The following is a 16,760-nucleotide window of genomic DNA, read 5'->3' as shown; positions in this document are numbered from 1 at the left end:
TGTGCAAAAAAGCAATCTTACTGCTTTATGGCGCACACCGCCCGGGTTCAGGCATGGCTGCGGGGTTCGCGCGCATGCGCCAGCGCTTGCTGCTGGGCCTGCTCGTGTGCCTGCGCCTTGAGCAGCGCGTCGAACTGGTCGGCCGGCATGGGGCGGGCGAACAGGTAGCCCTGGCCATAGTCGCAGCCGGCCGCCAGCAGCAACTCGCGCTGCTCGGCCGTTTCCACCCCTTCCGCGATCACCCGCAGGCCCAGCTTGTGGGCCATGACGATGATGGCGTCCGACAACGCCATGTCGCTCGATTCAGGCGCCAGGTTGCGGGTGAAGCTGCGGTCGATCTTGAGATAATCGATGTCGAACTTCTTGAGGTAGGACAGCGAGGAATAGCCGGTGCCGAAATCGTCCAGCGCGACCTGGATCCCGGCGTCGCGCAACTGCAGCAGCTTGTTGCTGACGGCGCTGTTGGCGTCGAGCAGCAAGCCTTCCGTGATCTCCACCACCACCGACTGGCCCGGCAAGTCCAGCGCCTGCAATTCGCCCAGCCAGGCCTGGTAGGAGCCATCCTCGCGCTGGAATTCCAGCGGCGACTGGTTGACGCTGACCTGGAATTCGGGATGGTGTTCGCTGCGCCAGCGCCGTACCCATTGCACCGATTCACGCAGCACCCAGGAGCCGATCTCGATGATCAGGCCGCTGGCCTCGGCCAGCGGGATGAATTCCAGCGGACTGACCATGCCGCGCTGCGGGTGGTTCCAGCGGATCAGCGCCTCGGCCTTGTGGATGCGCCCCGTGCGCAGGTGCACGATGGGCTGGAAGTACAGCGCCAGCTGGCCGCCCTTGAGCGCGCCGCGCAAGTCGTTGGTCAGGCGCATGCGGTTGAGCGCGGCCACCTGCAAGGTCGGCGTGAAATAGCTGAAGCGGTTGCGCCCGCCGCCCTTGGCCGCGTACATGGCCTGGTCGGCGTGCTTGAGCAGGCTGTCGATGTCGCGCGCGTCGTCCGGGTACAGTGTGATGCCGATCGAGGCCGACACGAACGCTTGCTCCTCGCCCAGCTGGAATGGGGCCCGCAGGCTGCCGAGGATGTGCTGGGCGATGCTGTCGACCCGGCCCGCCTCGTCCACCCCGGACAGGATCACGGTGAATTCGTCGCCGCCCAGGCGCGCCACCGTGTCGGACTTGCGCACGCAGGCGCTGATGCGGTGCGCCGCATCGACCAGCAGCACGTCGCCCTGGTGGTGGCCCAGCGTATCGTTGACTTCCTTGAAGTGGTCGAGGTCGATGAACAGCACCGCGATGCGGCCGCCGTCGCGCTGGCTCTTGAGGATGGCGTGCGCCAGCCGGTCGTGGAACATGCGCCGGTTGGGCAGCTGGGTCAGGGCGTCGAAATTGGCCTGCTGCCACACCAACGCCTCGGTCTCCTTCTTGTCCGTCACGTCCTCGATCATGCACAGGTGGTGCGGGTGGCCGCGGTCGGCCGTGTCGATCGCGGCCACCGAGGCGATCGAGGCGTCCACCCACACCACCGTGCCGTCCGGCCGCAGCAGCCGCTTGGACAGCTTGTAGCCGGCGATGCGCCCGGCGTTGAGCTGCTCCATCTGCAACTGTTCCGGCGCCACGTCGTCCGGGTGGCAGATGTCGTACCAGCGGCTGGCCACCATCTCTTGCTGCGAGCGGCCGGCGATTTCCAGGTAGCGCGGGTTGATCTCGCTGAAGCGGCCGGTGAGCGAATCGATCAGGGCGATGCCCATGGGCGCTTTTTCGAACATGGTGCGGAACCGCAGCTCGCCCTTGCGGATGGTTTCCTCGGCCCGCTGGCGTTCGCGCGCCAGCAGCGAGAAGTGCACGGCCAGGCCCAGCACCAGCAGCAGCGCCGCCGCGCCCAGCACCCGGTATAGCCAGCGCAAGCGGGTGCCGTTCTCGCCGGCCTGGTACATGAAGCCGTCGAAGCTGGCGTGGGCCGGCAGCATGCCCAGCCCCGCGTACACGTCGGCGATATGGCGCCAGCGCTCCGGGTTCATGTAGCCGATCTCGACCAGCACCGGCTGCACCAGCGGCACCATCTGGCGCGCCTCGTACAGCAAGTGCTGGCGGTCGTTGCGGCGCGAATACTTGTTGAGGATAAGGTCGGCGATCTCCTCCTGGTGGCTCATGGCGTACTGCCAGCCGCGCATGCTGGCGGCGCGGAACGCCTTGACCCGCTGCGGATGGGCCGCCAGTTCGGCCTCGCTGGTAAACAGGTTGTCGCCGTAAAAATCGATGCCGGCCGCGCGCGGGCTGTAAATGTCATAAGGGAAACCGAGCCGGTCGAAAATATCGGGCTCGTTGGTGGTGTAGATCGACAAGGCGTCCACCTTGCCCGACACCAGGTCGTCCGGGTTGAAGCTGTGCTCGACGCGCTGGAAGCTGCCGACCGGTATCCCTTCCTGCTTCAGGTAGGCCAGCAGTTCGTCGGCGTTGCTCATCTCATCGGTGAGCGAACCGATCATGGCGCGCTTGCCGACGATGCGGCGCAGGTCCGGCTCGGCGCCGCTCTGGCGCATCGCCAGCGCATACGGCGAATGCTGGAAGATCACGCCCAGCACCACCACCGGCTTGCCGGCCAGGCGCGCCAGCAACAGGCTGCTGGCGCCCACGCCATAGTTGGCCTGGCCGGTGAGCACGGCCCGCTCCGGCTCGTTGCTGTCGTTGCCCTCGCGGATTTGCACGTCCAGCCCCGCCTCGCGGTAGTACCCCTGCTCCAGCGCCGCGTAATAGCCGGCGAACTGGAACTGGTGCAGGTGCTTGAGCTGCAGCGTGACGGTGTCGAGCGCGTGGGCCGGCGCCGCGGCCATGGCCAGCCAGGCCCAGCCCAGCAACAGCCAGCGCCCCCGTACCAGGTGACGGACGGCGCGGCGGCAGCGGGCGGCAAGGCGGGCGGACAAGTCGGGCACGGCGGATTCCAGTGGCAGGGTGATGGGCATGCATGCGGGCACGGGCATGCCCGCAGATTGTAGCCCGTCCCGCCACCGCCACGCATGCCGTGTCGTTGCTTTACGACAAAATAGTGCGTCCGGCGGGGCCGGCGATGGCGTAAAAAAAAAAAGGCGGCTGGGCTCGCGCCCGCCGCCTGCTTCGGCCCCCGCCAGCCCGTCAGGGCAGGTTGATGGGCATGGGCGCCGACACGGTTTTGCCGTTGCCCAGCTGGCCTTCCACGTTGCGGCCCCAGCCCCACAGGGTGCTGTCGGTCCGCAAACCGAAGCTGTGGCTGGCGCCGGCGCTCACGCTGCTCCAGGTGGTGGCCACGCCGATCTGGTTCGGGCTGTTCGTATCCAGTCCCAGACCGTCACCCAGTTGGCCGTCGCCGTTGGCGCCCCAGCCCCACAAGGTGCCGTCGGTGCGCACCGCCAACGTATGGCTGCCGCCGGCCGACACCACGGCCCAATTGATGGCGGTGGTGATCTGGGCCGGCGCCATCACATCGAGCGAGCCATTGTTGCCCACCTGGCCGAAACTGTTACCGCCCCAGGCGAACAGGGCCCCGTCGGCGCGGATCGCGATCGAGTGCGTGTCGCCGGCCGACACGGCGGTCCAGGTCGAACTGCCCACGCGGTAAGGCGCCAACACATCCGTGCCGCTACTGTTATTGCCAACCTGACCATTCAGGTTGCCGCCCCACGCATAGAGCGAGCCATCCGTGGCCAAACCCAGGCTGTGGGTGGCGCCAGCCGCCACCTTGAGCCAGAGGATGGGAGTGGCCATGGTGATCTTGGTCGGCACCAATTTGTCGATATTGCCGCCGTCGCCCAACTGGCCATTGAAGTTGCGGCCCCAGCCCCACAGTACGCCGGCCTTGTTGACGGCCAGCGCATGGGCCTTGCCGGCCGCCACATAGGTCCAGTCGCTGGCCGTGCCGACCTTGACCGGGGTGGCCTTGTCGACCGTGGTGCCGTCGCCCAGCTGGCCGTTCTGGTTGAAGCCCCAGGCCCACAGCGTACCGTCGGTGCGCAACGCGATGGTGAACTGTTCACCCACCGCCACCTGTTTCCACGTCAGCACACTGCCCGTCACCAGGGTCGGGGTCTGGCGGTCGGTGGTGGTGGTGTCGCCCAACTGGCCCCGGTTGTTCAGGCCCCAGCCGTACAAGCTGCCGTCGGCCTTGCGGGCGAAGGTCTGGTTGCCGCCGGCCACCACCGTGGTCCACGGCGCCTTGACGGTCACGTCGGTGCTGCCGGCCACGTTGCCCGAGGTCTGGGTGTAAGTGGCCGTGATGGTGTCGGTGCCGACCGCCTTGCCGGTGATCTGGCCGCTGGAAAACACGGTCACCAGGGTGCCCTTGGCGCTCCAGGTCACGCTCTTGGTCAAGTCCTTGGTGCTGGAATCCGAGTAGGTGGCGGTGGCGGTCAGCGGCAGGCTGGTGCCGATGGCGATGGTGGGACTGGCCGGCGTGATGGCGATCGACACCACGGTCGGCGTGGTGGATGGCGTGGTGCTGGCGCCGCCGCCACCGCCGCCGCAGGCGGTCAGCACGGCCAGCAGCGGTACCAGTAACAGGGGCGACAATTTAAAGGTAGCTTTCATGGTCTTCCATTTCTTCACAAAGAGGGGCCGCACCGGTCCAGGGCGTGCGAGGCGCGCACCACGCGCAAGCCGCGCCAGCATGCAGCCAGTGTAGCCGGCGGCGCCGGCCGGCCATCGTCCGAGCAAGCCTGAATTATCCACGTAAATGGACGGATTGCGGCCATTCGCAACATTTCTTTTCGGAATTATAAGAAAAAAAAACCGGCGCCCGCCTGTCGTCGCGACAGGTGGGCGCCGGCCGGTGGGCGCGCCGCGGGTGACGGGCGGCCGCCGCGCGCTACTTGCGGCCGCGGGCCGGCGCGGCGGCACGCGCCGGTTTGCCGCCCTTGGCCGGGGCGGCGGCCGGTTTCTTGACCTTGATGGTGTCGAGAATGGAGGGCCGGGCCTTGGTCTCGATGGCGGCGCGCGCCGTCAGCGAGCCCGTCAGTGCGTTGGCGCGGACGCCGCGGGCCGCGGCCGCGGCGGGTCCTGCCTTGGGCGCGGGCGGCGGCGACGCGCGGCGCTGCTCGGCCGCCAGCGCCTTGCCGCCTTCCTCGCCCGGCGACCAGGCCGGGATCAGGTGCTTGTCGCCGTTACCGATCAGGTCGGCCCGCCCCATGGCGATCAGCGCCTCGCGCAGCAAGGCCCAGTTGTCCGGGTCCTGGTAGCGCAGGAAGGCCTTGTGGATGCGCCGGATCTTGCCGCTGCGGGCCGTCTCCACCACTTCCGAGTCGGCCGTCACCTTGTGCAGCGGGTTCTTGCGCGTGTGGTACATGGTGGTGGCCATGGCCATCGGCGTGGGCATGAAGGTCTGCACCTGGTCGAGGCGGAAATTGTTCTTCTTCAGCCACAGGGCCAGGTTCAGCATGTCCTCGTCCGTCGTGCCGGGGTGGGCCGCGATGAAATACGGGATCAGGTACTGCTTCTTGCCCGCCTCCAGCGAGAAACGGTCGAACATTTCCTTGAACTCGTCGTAGGCGCCGATGCCCGGCTTCATCATCTTCGACAGCGTGTTGGTTTCCGTGTGCTCGGGCGCGATCTTCAGTAACCCCCCCACGTGGTGGGTCACCAGTTCCTTGACGTACTCGGGCGAGCGCACGGCCAGGTCGTAGCGCAGGCCGGAACTGATCAGGATCTTCTTCACGCCGGGGATGGCGCGCGCCTTGCGGTACAGCGAGATCAGCTTGCTGTGGTCGGTGCCCAGGTTGACGCAGATGGATGGATAGACGCACGACAGCCGGCGGCAGGTGGTCTCGATCTCCTTGCTGCGGCACGACAGGCGGTACATATTGGCGGTCGGCCCGCCCAGGTCGGAAATGGTGCCGGTGAAGCCCTTGGTCTTGTCGCGCACATGCTCGATCTCGCGCAGGATGGAGGGCTCGGAACGGCTCTGGATGATGCGGCCCTCGTGCTCGGTGATCGAGCAGAAGGTGCAGCCGCCGAAGCAGCCGCGCATGATGTTGATGGAAAAGCGGATCATCTCCCAGGCCGGGATATGGGCGTTGCCGTAGCTGGGGTGGGGGCCGCGCGCGTAGTTCATGTCGTACACGCCGTCCATCTCATCCATCTGCAGTGGCAGCGGGGGCGGATTGAGCCACACGTCGCGCTCGCCGTGCGCCTGCACCATGGCGCGCGCGTTGCCGGGATTCGATTCCAGGTGGAACACGCGCGAAGCGTGGGCGTACATCACCGGGTCGGTACTCACCGTCTCGTAGGACGGCAGCCGCACCACGGTCTTGTTGTGCTGCTCCTTGGCCATGGCCAGCCGCTCCTCGCGGCTCATGATGCGGATCGGCTTGAGCACCTCAGGCGCGGCGCCCGCGTTTTCCGTGGCGCAGGCCGTCTTGTCCTCTTTCGCCATCGCATACGGATCGGGGATGGGATCGACCTTGCCTGGCACGTCGACGCGGGTGGAGTTTTGCACACCCCAGTCCGGCCCCGGCAACCAGCCGGGCGGCACCATGAAGGCGGTGCCGCGCAGGTCGCGGATGGTCTTGATGTCCTCGCCGGCGGCCAGGCGGTGGGTCAGGTCCACCAGCGCCCGCTCGGCGTTGCCGAAGATCAGCAGGTCGGCCTTGGAATCGGCCAGCACGGAACGGCGCACCTTGTCCGACCAGTAATCGAAGTGGGCGATGCGGCGCAGCGACGCCTCGATCGAGCCGACCACGATCGCCGTACCGGGATAGGCTTCGCGGGCGCGCTGGGCGTACACGGTGACGGCGCGGTCGGGCCGCTTGTTCGGCTCCGCGTTGGCCGTGTAGGCATCCTCGGAGCGGATCTTGCGGTCGGCCGTGTAGCGGTTGACCATGGAATCCATATTGCCGGCCGTGATGCCGAAGAACAGCCGTGGCTGGCCCAGCACGCGGAAGGCGTCGGCCGACAGCCAGTCCGGCTGGCTGATGATACCGACCCGGTAGCCTTGCGCCTCCAGCAGCCGGCCCACCAGGGCCATGCCGAAGCTGGGGTGGTCGATGTAGGCGTCGCCCGTGATCAGGATGACGTCGCACGCATCCCAGCCCAGCGCGTCCATTTCGGCGCGGGACATGGGAAGGAAAGGCGCGGCCGCAGCACGCGCAGACCGCTTGGGGACGGTCGCAAATAAATGGGTAGGGGAGCTCATATCGGACGACATTGTACCGGAAATACCATGATGCCGCGTACCAACTGCCCGTTTTTTGGGCAATTCATTTCAGGAATTCTTTTATTATTCAATCACTTGTGGATGAGCTTGCAAACATGGCGATGCGACAAGTCATGTCAGAGTCCCATTGCTTTAGCGGTCATCTTTGCTATAACGGAAACAGGCAACTTACTCCAACCAGGCAGGAGAACATCATGCGACGCCGTCTCTATTTCATGCTGCCCGATGTGCCCGGCGCCCGCGCCGTGCTTGACGAATTGCTGCTGGCCCGCATCGAGATCGGCCACATGCGTTTCATGGCCCGCGAGGGGTCCTTGCCGGCCGACATGCCGGACGTGAGCATCCTGCAGAAAACGGACGTGGTGCATGGCGCCCAGCTGGGCATCATCATCGGCGGCGTGGTGGGCCTGGCGGCGGGGGTGTTCCTGACCCTGTTCCCGCTGGACGGCTACAGCGTGCGCACGGCCGCCATCCTGCTGGTGGCGCTGGGCGGAGCGCTGTTCGGGGGCTGGGCTTCCGGCATGAACGCGGCCGCCATTCCGAACACGCGGCTCAAGCAGTTTGCCAGCCGCATCGAACAAGGGCAGGTGCTGTTGATCGTGGACGTGCCGGTGCGGCGCGTGGATGAAATCGAAGACATGATCGCCAAGCGCCATCCCGAAATCAGCTTTGGCGGTAGCGAACCGCCGATGCTGGCGTTTCCGTAACGCTGGCTGCCCGGGACTACCGGTCCCGGGTCCTGATTCCCGGCCGGCCCAACGCGTACGCGGGGGCCGGCTTTCTTATGGGCTGATGGGCGGCGCTGCGTGGCGGGCCCGCTCAGATGCCCATGCTGGACAGGATGTTGCCCAATTCGCGCAGGGCCGGTTCCAGCTGCGGATGCTTGGCGGCGAACTTGGCCGACAATTCCTGCGTGCGTTCAGCCAGGCCGTAGGTGGTGGTGCCGGCATCGGCCGCGCGCTGGGCTGGCGCCCGTTCCATGAGGGCCTTGATATCGCCATCGAGCTGCTGCAGCAGTTCCAGCAATTCCTCATCCACCGGGCCGGCCGAGGCCAGGCGGTGGTGCAGGGAAGTGAGCGATGCTTTCAGGTTGCTGTCCATATTCAGTGTCCGGTCAATGGGTAAAGGTGGTGGCCAGGTACAGGTCTTCCACCTGCTTCCTGGCCCAGGGAGTGCGGCGCAGGAATTTCAGGCTCGACTTGATGCTAGGGTCGCTGATGAAGCAATTGATGTCAATCCGCACGGCCAGCTGTTCCCATCCGTAATGGGCTTGCAGGCGGGTGACGATCGCTTCCAGGGTGACGCCGTCCAGGCTGGGTTTGTTCATGGTACTCATGGTGACTATCTTACGCATATTCAGGGTGGCGGGCGCTGTTTCCTGCGTCCCGCTTGCGCCGGCACATGGAAACAGGGCCAGCCGCATCAGTGACGCGGCTGGCCCTCCATTGTAGCGCCGGCCCCGCCGGCACCGCGCTTACTGTCCGTTCAAGCCGCGACGGTCCAGCAGCGGGGCGATAATGGCGTCGCGGCCGCGGAAGTCGCGGAACAGCTGCAACGCGTCATCCGTACCGCCGCGCGACAGCAGGGTCTTGCGGAACCAGTCGCCGTTCTTGCGCAGCAGGCCGCCGTTTTCCTTGAACCACAACACGGAATCGGCATCCAGCTTCTCGCTCCACAGGTAGGCGTAGTAGCCGGCCGAGTAGCCGCCCGAGAAGCTGTGCGAGAAGTAGGTGGTGCGGTAGCGCGGCGGCACCGGCGCGAAGTCCACACCCATGTCCTTCAACGCCGTCGCTTCAAAGCCCAGCACGTCGGTCGGAATCTGGGCCGGGGCCAGCTGGTGCCAGCGCTGGTCCAGCAGCGCGGCGGCCAGGTATTCCGTCGTCGTGTAGCCCTGGTTGAATTTCTTGGACCCGATCACCTTGTCCAGCAACTCCTTGGGCATGGCCGCGCCGCTCTTGTAGTGGGTGGCGTAGTTGGCCAGCACTTCCGGCCACACGGCCCACATTTCGTTCACTTGCGACGGATATTCCACGAAATCGCTGGGCACGTGGGTGCCGGAGAAGCGCGGATAGGTCACGTTGGAGAACATGCCGTGCAGTGCGTGGCCGAACTCGTGGAAGGCCGTCTTCACTTCATCGTAGGTCAGCAGCGTCGGCTCGCCGGCCGTCGGCTTGGGAATGTTGAGGTGGTTGGCCACCACCGGATGGGTGCCCAGCAGTTTCGATTGCGACACGTACTCGTTCATCCATGCGCCGCCCTGCTTGTTGCTGCGGGCGTACATGTCGGCGATGAAGATGGCCAGTCGTTTGCCGTTGGCGTCGAACACGTCGAACACGCGCACGTCCGGGTTGTACACGGGCAGGTCCTTGCGCTCCTTGAACGACAGGCCGTACAGCTTGCCGGCCGCGTAGAACACGCCCTTGGTCAGCACGTTGTTGAGTTCAAAGTAAGGCTTGAGCTGGTTCTCGTCGAACGAGAAACGCTGGGCGCGCAGCTTGTCCGTGTAGTAGGCCCAGTCAGCCGCGCCCACCTGGAAATTGGCGCCTTCGGCATTGGCCAGCGTTTGCAGGTCGGCCGCTTCCTTGCGCGCGTTGTTGACGGCCGGCTTGGCCAGCTCGCCCAGCAGCGTGTTGACGGCGTTGGTGGTCTTGGCGGTCTGGTCTGCCAGCGCATAGGCGGCGAAGTTGGCGTAGCCGAGCAGCGCGGCCTTGTCGGCGCGGGCCTTGGCGATCTTGAGCACGATGTCGCGGCCGTCGAACTCGCCGCCATGGCTGCCGCGTGCCAGCGAAGCGGCCATCAGGCGTTCGCGCACGGCGCGGTTGCTCAGCACGGCCAGCGGCGCCTGGCCGGAAGTGTTGGTGATGGCGATCAGGAACTTGCCGTCCAGGCCTTTGGCCTTGGCGGCGGCGGCCGCCGTTTCGATGGCCGCGTCCGTCATACCGGCCAGTTCGGCGCGGCTGTCCACCACCAGCGCGGCAGCGTTGGCTTCCTTCAGCACGTTCTGGGTGAACGCCGTCTGCAGGGTGGCGATGTCGGCGTTGATGGCTTTCAGTTTTTCCTTGTCGGCGGGCGACAGCTTGGCGCCGGCGCGCACGAAGTCGGTGTGATAGCGTTCCAGCAAGTGCTTCGCTTCCGCGTTCAGGTGCAGCTTGTCGCGCTTGGCGTACAGCTGGTCCACACGGGCGAACAGCTTGGCGTTCAGGAAGATGGCGTCGCCATGGGCGGCCAGCTTGGGCGACATGTCGCGGTCGATGGCGTCCAGCGCGTCATTGGTGTTGGCGCCCTGCAGGTTCTGGAAGGTGGTCTGGACCCGGTCCAGCAAGCGGCCGGTACGCTCCATGGCGACGATGGTGTTGTCGAACGTGGCCGGCTTGGCGTTGTTGGCGATGGCGTCGATTTCCGCCAGTTGCACCCGCATGCCTTCGGCGAAGGCGGGCGCGAAATGCCCGTCCTTGATCTTGTCGAAGGCCGGGTAGCCGAACGGCAGCGTGCTCGGCTTGAGGAACGGGTTGCCAGCCAGCGCGGCGGCTTGGGAGGCATCGGCGGCGGTGGCCGGCGCGGCCGGCGCGGCATGGGCGAACTGGGTCATGGCAAGGCCGAGGCTGGCCACGAGTACGAGCATCTGAGGACGGGGCATGTTTTCATCTTTCAAAGGACGCCAAGGAATGCTGACGCGGGTAGCGCAGCATGGGAGCGGCAGATGATAGCAGGGAGACATTCAACTTTCACCAGAAAGCAATGTTGCAGCGCACACAAGCGTGGCGGCAGTGGAAGCGCACGAGTTCATTTACAATAAGACAATGGGGGGGGGGGGGGGGGGGGGGGGGGGGGGGGGGGGGGGGGGGGGGGGGGGGGGGGGGGGGGGGGGGGGGGGGGGGGGGGGGGGGGGGGGGGGGGGGGGCTGCACTTCTTAATTTAAAAAAAAAAAAACCCCCCCCCCCCCCCCCCCCCCCGGCGCTGGCGCCCCCCTGAACGCACCATACTGTTGACCACGATGAATACCGAGCAGCTAAAAGACCATTGCCAACACTATCCTGCCGCAGTGGCCACGCTGCACGGGGCGCCCAGCAACATCCTGGTCTACAAGGTGGGCGACAAGACCTTCGCCTACTTCAAGACGAGCGAACCGGAACGCTGGCGCTTCAGTTTCCGCGTGACGCCGGACCGTTTCCTGGAATTGACGGGCATGCCGGGTGTGAAACCGGCCCGCTACATGGGCCGCTTTCATTGGGTCACGGTGGTGGACGTGCGCCGTTTCCCGGCCGATTATCTGACCGAACTGGTGGCCTGGTCTTACGACAAGGCGTTCCGTTCGCTGAGCAAGGCGCAGCAACGGGCGTTGACGGCGGACGCGCAATAAGGCCGGGTTTTCACGACTTCAGGTGTGCCTCGATGCGCCGGTCCGGCACGAACCACATCACGGCCACCAGCACGTACATGGCGAACGCGGCCCACACGTGCAGGAAGGACAGCGGAATGGCCAGCAGGTACAGCACGGGGGAAATGAGGCCCTTGCGGTCCTTGCCGACGGCCTGCGCCAGCGTCGGATTATGGGGATTGCGGGAAATCAGGGCCCGCTCCAGGACCTGGTAGGCCACGGCCGACATGAACAGCATGCCGCCATAGAACGCCACCGGCACGGGCGCGAAGTGGTTCTCGCCCATCCAGCCGGTGGCGAACGGGATCAGCGACAGCCAGAACAACAGATGCAGATTGGCCCACAGCACGCAGCCATCGACCACGGACGAGGCGTGCAGCATGTGGTGGTGGTTGTTCCAGTAGATGCCCACGTAGATGAAGCTGAGCACATAGCTGAGCAGCACGGGCAGCAACGGCAGCAGCGCCGCCAGGTCGCTCCCGTGCGGCACCTTCAATTCCAGCACCATGATGGTGATGATGATGGCGATCACGCCATCGCTGAACGCTTCCAGTCTGCCTTTACCCATGTTCCTATTTCCTGGAAATTGGCAGCCACAACGGCGCCGCCAGTTCAATTCACGGTGGACTCATCTCTTATTGGTGCAGGACCGATGCCCCCCCGATTGACCGGCCTGTTAGCCGGACATCAGCCGGCTTCGAAGGCCGAAATGCGAGGCGGCCTTCGCCATGGTCCGATCGAAGGTCCACAATTCCGCTTGGTATGCCCGGACCAGCGCCAAATGCAGCGCGTCGCCCGCGCGCAGACCGGTCTGCCATCCATCCAGCATATGCGCCGCCATGCGATGGTCGTTATCATCGACCGCAAGCCTGACCAGGGCGGGCGCTACCAGGCTGGCAAAAGCGTCGACCGCCTTGCGTGCCCCACTCCGGGTGATGAGCTTGCGCCGGACCTGTACGCCCAAGGCGGACAACAATTCCACTTCCGTCCAACTGCTAAACGCCAGGACATCACCCGGACTGGTCATCAAACTTTCAGCGCGTTGACTGCCGGTTTCCGGCAGCAGGAAAGCCATCAAGACGCTGGTATCGATATACCGCATCAGAAGCGAGCCGAATCGCGCAATTTGCGGATGAATTCAGCTGCCGGCTCACCCTGATATTGAATGCCGGCCCGGTGTTCGGCCAGGCTTGGGACAGGCGGCCGCGGTGGATCGCTCTTCACGAGCTTGACGACCGCCTTGCCGCGTTTGGTGATCGTCACCTGTTCACCGCCTTCCACCAACTCGATCAGCTTGCTCAGCTGTGCTTTCGCCTCAGCCAAAGAAAACGTGTGCATGAGAACCTCATGACTATCTGGATGGTCATTTGATCATAGCACGCAAGGGGTCGGCAGGGGGCGGGAACGGATGCTGGTCTGGCAAACCGGCCATTACCCCATGCGCTTCAACGCGCAAATCTTGTTGCCCGACGGATCGCGCAGATACGCCAGGTACAGCGCGCCATGGGCGTTGGCCCGCACGCCCGGCGGATCTTCGCAGGCCACGCCGCCATGGGCCAGGCCGGCCGCGTGCCAGCGCTCGGCCAGCTCGGGGGTTTCCGCCGCGAAGCCGATGGTGGCGCCGTTGCCGTGGCAGGCCGCTTCGCCGTTGATCGGCTTGCCGATGCCGAACACGCCGGTCTTGGTCACGTAGAACACCCGGCCCTTGTCGTCGAACTTGCCCGGCGGCACGCCCAGCACGCCCAATATCGCATCGTAAAATTGTTTCGACTTATCAACATCGTTGGCGCCGACCATGATATGGCTGAACATCTTGTCTCCCGGTTAATGAAGTGAGCGGCCAGTGTAACCCATCCGGCGCGCCGTTCCCCCCTGGCGCCGCGCCGCCGCGTACCGTATTTCCACACTGGCGGTGGGTCATCATGATCACAAGACTTACGCGAACTAGAGGCGGAGGTCTAAAATACGCATTTGGGCCGTGGAAACCCCACCGCCGCCCCGCGCGACGCCCGAAAAGTCCGTGCCTGAAACACGATGTCAGGCAGCGGGTACCTACCATCTACGAGGGAATTAATATGGCAACACAGAAACCAAAAGTCATTTACACGCTGACGGACGAAGCACCGCTGCTGGCAACCTATTCCCTGCTGCCTATCATTAAGAAATTCACGGCCCCGGCCGGCGTCGACGTCGTCACGAGCGACATCTCGGTCGCGGCACGGGTGCTGGCGGAATTCTCGGAGTACCTGAGCGACGCCCAAAAAGTGCCGAACGCGCTGGCCGAACTGGCTGAACTGACGCAAAAGGCCGACACCAACATCATCAAATTGCCCAATATCAGCGCCTCCGTGGCCCAGCTGATGGCGTGCGTACGCGAGCTGCAAGGCCGTGGCTACCCGCTGCCCGACTATCCGGAAGATCCGAAGACGGACGCCGACAAGGCGCTCAAGGCCCGCTATGGCAAGTGCATCGGCAGCGCCGTCAACCCTGTGCTGCGCGAAGGCAACTCGGACCGCCGCGCGCCCAAGGCCGTGAAGGAATTCGCGCGCAAGCATCCCCACTCGATGGGCGAATGGAGCCAGGCGTCGCAAACCCACGTGTCGCACATGCACCATGGCGACTTCTACCACGGCGAAAAGTCGATGACGCTGGACCGCGCGCGCGACGTCAAGATGGAACTGCTGACCGCTTCCGGCAAGACCATCGTGCTGAAACCAAAAGTCTCGCTGCTGGCCGGTGAAGTCATCGACAGCATGTTCATGAGCAAAAAAGCGCTGCTGGAATTCTACGAACGCGAACTGGAAGACGCGCGCAAGACGGGCGTGATGTTCTCGCTGCACGTGAAAGCGACCATGATGAAGGTGTCGCACCCGATCGTGTTCGGCCACTGCGTCCGTATCTTCTACAAGGACGCGTTCGCCAAGCACGCCAAGCTGTTCGAGCAACTGGGCGTGAACGTCAACAACGGCATGGTCAACCTGTATGACAAGATCGAGACGCTGCCCGCCTCGCTCAAGGAAGAAGTGCTCAAGGACCTGCACGCCTGCCACGCCAACCGTCCTGAACTGGCGATGGTCGATTCGGCCAAGGGCATCACCAACTTCCATTCGCCCAACGACATCATCGTCGACGCGTCGATGCCAGCCATGATCCGCCTGGGCGGCAAAATGTGGGGCGCCGACGGCCGTCCGAAAGACGTCAAGGCCGTGATGCCGGAATCGACCTTCGCCCGCATCTACCAGGAGATGATCAACTTCTGCAAATGGCATGGCAACTTCGATCCACGCACCATGGGCACCGTGCCCAACGTGGGCCTGATGGCGCAGCAAGCCGAGGAATACGGTTCGCACGACAAGACCTTCGAAGTGCCGGAAGCGGGCGTGGCCAACATCACCGACCTGGCCACCGGCGAAGTGCTGCTGACCCAGAACGTGGAAGAAGGCGACATCTGGCGCATGTGCCAGGTCAAGGACGCGCCGATCCGCGACTGGGTCAAGCTGGCCGTCACCCGCGCCCGCAACTCGGGCATGCCAGCCGTGTTCTGGCTCGATTCCTACCGTCCGCATGAGAACGAACTGATCAAGAAGGTCCAGGTCTACCTGAAGGATCACGACACCACCGGCCTGGACATCGAGATCATGTCGCAAACGCGCGCCATGCGCTACACGCTGGAACGCGCCATGCGCGGCCTGGACACCATCTCGGTGACCGGCAACATCCTGCGCGACTACCTGACCGACCTGTTCCCCATCATGGAACTGGGCACCAGCGCCAAGATGCTGTCGATCGTGCCGCTGATGGCTGGCGGCGGCATGTACGAGACGGGCGCCGGCGGTTCGGCACCGAAGCACGTGAAACAGCTGGTGGAAGAAAACCACCTGCGCTGGGATTCGCTGGGCGAGTTCCTGGCGCTGGCCGTGTCGCTGGAAGAGCTGGGCATCAAGACCGGCAACGCCAAGGCCAAGATCGTGGCCAAGACGCTGGACGAAGCCACCGGCAAGCTGCTCGACAACAACAAGTCGCCATCGCCACGCACCGGCGAGCTGGACAATCGCGGCAGCCACTTCTACCTGTCGCTGTACTGGGCCCAGGCCCTGGCCGCGCAGACGGAAGACAAGGAACTGCAAACCCACTTCGCGCCGCTGGCGCAAGCACTGGCAGCGAACGAGGCAAAGATTGTCGAGGAACTGGCCGCGGTGCAGGGCAAGCCGGTCGATATCGGCGGCTACTACGCGCCCGACGCGGAGAAGACCTCGGCCGCCATGCGTCCGAGCGCCAGCTTCAACGCGGCATTGGACGCGGTGTGATGTAAGGTGCGGCTTCCCCATGCCTGCGGCTGGGGAAGCACCGCACCGCGCGATCAGTAGTGGGGTGGACGTTCATGGGGCATGCCGCCCCCGCCGCCCTGCGGCTGTTCACGCACGCGCTGGGCCAGCGTGGCGCACAGCAGTTCCAGCTTGTCGATCTGCTGTTGCTGCTCGTACACGCGCTGATTCAGCGCCTCCACCAGGTGTTCCTGGTGCGCCAGTTTGATTTCGATATCGATGAAACGGTCTTCGGTACTCACGGCAAACTCCTGCATGAAAGCATGCATTCTACCGCCCGCCGCGCCTACTTCAGGTAGATCCCGCCGCACACGATCAGATCGTCCTCCGGCACGCAGTACATGGACTTCGGTTCGATCTTGCCGCTGACGGGGTTGGTGAACTTGTAATCCTGCCAGAATGGCGCTTTTTTCTTGGCCAGCTCGACCCGTTCCTTGATGAAGGCCTTGCCGTCGACGTCCTTAATCGCCATCAGGTTCTTGCCGATCATCTTGGCGTTGGCGCCATGGGCGCGCACCACGCCATCCATGCCGTAGACCACCAGGTAGAGGTCGCGGTCGACGAACTGGCCCTCATGCTTGTTGATTTCAGTATAGGTCTTGTCCCGGCCATTGGCCTTCAGGTAGAGCAAGCCCTTGCGCACCATGGCCTCCGCTTCCGGCTTGGTGGCCAATTCGGCTGCCTGCACCTGCCCCAGCAGACCAGCCAGCACCAGTATTCCTGGCGCCCCGAATTTCCAGCGTAGTGACATGCTCGCCTCCAACGGTGAATGCCGAATCGGCATACGAATTTGTATGCTGATTGGCATGATCAGATGCTAGCACCACCGTCAAATCAAGGTGGACGATTTTTTGCACTGGACAAAACGGGGTGAAAACGC

15 protein-coding genes are annotated in these 16,760 nt (G+C 64.6%); 3 read left to right on the top strand and 12 right to left on the bottom strand.

The window, feature by feature from the left end; translation table 11 throughout:
• Window positions 1–47 precede the first annotated feature (47 nt).
• From H3H39_RS03225 to H3H39_RS03215, 3 genes are all read right to left on the bottom strand, one after another.
• Window positions 48–2,930 (bottom strand): EAL domain-containing protein, encoded by a 2,883-nt coding sequence (locus tag H3H39_RS03225; protein ID WP_311196840.1) that lies wholly within the window; start codon window positions 2,928–2,930, stop codon window positions 48–50.
• Between the two features lie 199 nt (window positions 2,931–3,129).
• Window positions 3,130–4,557 (bottom strand): Ig-like domain-containing protein, encoded by a 1,428-nt coding sequence (locus H3H39_RS03220; RefSeq protein WP_182151791.1) that lies wholly within the window; start codon window positions 4,555–4,557, stop codon window positions 3,130–3,132.
• A gap of 277 nt (window positions 4,558–4,834) precedes the next feature.
• Entirely contained in the window at window positions 4,835–7,156 is a 2,322-nt protein-coding gene (locus H3H39_RS03215; protein WP_182151790.1) for a YgiQ family radical SAM protein, read from the bottom strand.
• Between the two features lie 215 nt (window positions 7,157–7,371).
• Between H3H39_RS03215 and H3H39_RS03210 the strand changes: the two genes are divergently transcribed.
• A complete protein-coding gene (locus H3H39_RS03210) occupies window positions 7,372–7,884 on the top strand; it encodes a DUF1269 domain-containing protein (RefSeq protein ID WP_182151789.1) in 513 nt (170 codons plus the stop codon).
• 112 nt (window positions 7,885–7,996) lie between these two features.
• On the opposite strand, the gene H3H39_RS03205 is transcribed toward H3H39_RS03210, so the two are convergent.
• From H3H39_RS03205 to H3H39_RS03195, 3 genes are all read right to left on the bottom strand, one after another.
• Complete coding sequence (locus H3H39_RS03205; RefSeq protein WP_182151788.1) at window positions 7,997–8,278, bottom strand: DUF4404 family protein; 282 nt, start codon at window positions 8,276–8,278, stop codon at window positions 7,997–7,999.
• Window positions 8,279–8,291: 13 nt separating this feature from the next.
• Window positions 8,292–8,504, bottom strand: a complete 213-nt coding sequence (locus H3H39_RS03200; protein WP_182151967.1) for a VF530 family protein — start codon at window positions 8,502–8,504, stop codon at window positions 8,292–8,294.
• A 147-nt stretch (window positions 8,505–8,651) separates the two neighbouring features.
• On the bottom strand, window positions 8,652–10,814 hold the full coding sequence (locus H3H39_RS03195; protein WP_182151787.1) for a M3 family metallopeptidase: 2,163 nt from the start codon (window positions 10,812–10,814) through the stop codon (window positions 8,652–8,654).
• A 357-nt stretch (window positions 10,815–11,171) separates the two neighbouring features.
• Here H3H39_RS03195 and H3H39_RS03190 point away from each other — a divergent pair, with 357 nt between their 5' ends.
• Window positions 11,172–11,537, top strand: a complete 366-nt coding sequence (locus H3H39_RS03190) for an MmcQ/YjbR family DNA-binding protein (protein ID WP_182151966.1) — start codon at window positions 11,172–11,174, stop codon at window positions 11,535–11,537.
• 10 nt (window positions 11,538–11,547) lie between these two features.
• On the opposite strand, the gene H3H39_RS03185 is transcribed toward H3H39_RS03190, so the two are convergent.
• The 4 genes from H3H39_RS03185 to H3H39_RS03170 all read right to left on the bottom strand — a co-directional run bounded on the left by H3H39_RS03185 (window position 11,548) and on the right by H3H39_RS03170 (window position 13,367).
• Entirely contained in the window at window positions 11,548–12,123 is a 576-nt protein-coding gene (locus H3H39_RS03185) for a TMEM175 family protein (protein WP_182151786.1), read from the bottom strand.
• A 108-nt stretch (window positions 12,124–12,231) separates the two neighbouring features.
• Window positions 12,232–12,657: a type II toxin-antitoxin system VapC family toxin gene (locus H3H39_RS03180; RefSeq protein WP_255462315.1), complete on the bottom strand. Its 426-nt coding sequence runs from the start codon at window positions 12,655–12,657 to the stop codon at window positions 12,232–12,234.
• On the bottom strand, window positions 12,657–12,893 hold the full coding sequence (locus H3H39_RS03175) for a type II toxin-antitoxin system Phd/YefM family antitoxin (RefSeq protein ID WP_182151784.1): 237 nt from the start codon (window positions 12,891–12,893) through the stop codon (window positions 12,657–12,659). Before H3H39_RS03175 ends, H3H39_RS03180 begins: the two co-directional genes overlap by 1 nt.
• Before the next feature lie 93 nt (window positions 12,894–12,986).
• A complete protein-coding gene (locus H3H39_RS03170) occupies window positions 12,987–13,367 on the bottom strand; it encodes a VOC family protein (RefSeq protein ID WP_182151783.1) in 381 nt (126 codons plus the stop codon).
• Window positions 13,368–13,630: 263 nt separating this feature from the next.
• Between H3H39_RS03170 and H3H39_RS03165 the strand changes: the two genes are divergently transcribed.
• A complete protein-coding gene (locus tag H3H39_RS03165) occupies window positions 13,631–15,862 on the top strand; it encodes an NADP-dependent isocitrate dehydrogenase (RefSeq protein WP_182151782.1) in 2,232 nt (743 codons plus the stop codon).
• A gap of 53 nt (window positions 15,863–15,915) precedes the next feature.
• Here the strand turns inward: H3H39_RS03165 and H3H39_RS03160 are convergent, their stop codons facing one another.
• Together H3H39_RS03160 and H3H39_RS03155 are read right to left on the bottom strand one after the other, a co-directional pair.
• On the bottom strand, window positions 15,916–16,137 hold the full coding sequence (locus H3H39_RS03160) for a SlyX family protein (RefSeq protein ID WP_182151781.1): 222 nt from the start codon (window positions 16,135–16,137) through the stop codon (window positions 15,916–15,918).
• A 29-nt stretch (window positions 16,138–16,166) separates the two neighbouring features.
• Window positions 16,167–16,631 (bottom strand): cache domain-containing protein, encoded by a 465-nt coding sequence (locus tag H3H39_RS03155; RefSeq protein ID WP_182151780.1) that lies wholly within the window; start codon window positions 16,629–16,631, stop codon window positions 16,167–16,169.
• Between the last annotated feature and the right edge of the window lie 129 nt (window positions 16,632–16,760).

The organism is Rugamonas apoptosis (assembly GCF_014042355.1).
Lineage (GTDB): Bacteria > Pseudomonadota > Gammaproteobacteria > Burkholderiales > Burkholderiaceae_D > Rugamonas > Rugamonas apoptosis.
Note: the sequence above shows the minus strand (reverse complement) of the source record. Positions and strands in the feature narration are given on the sequence as shown.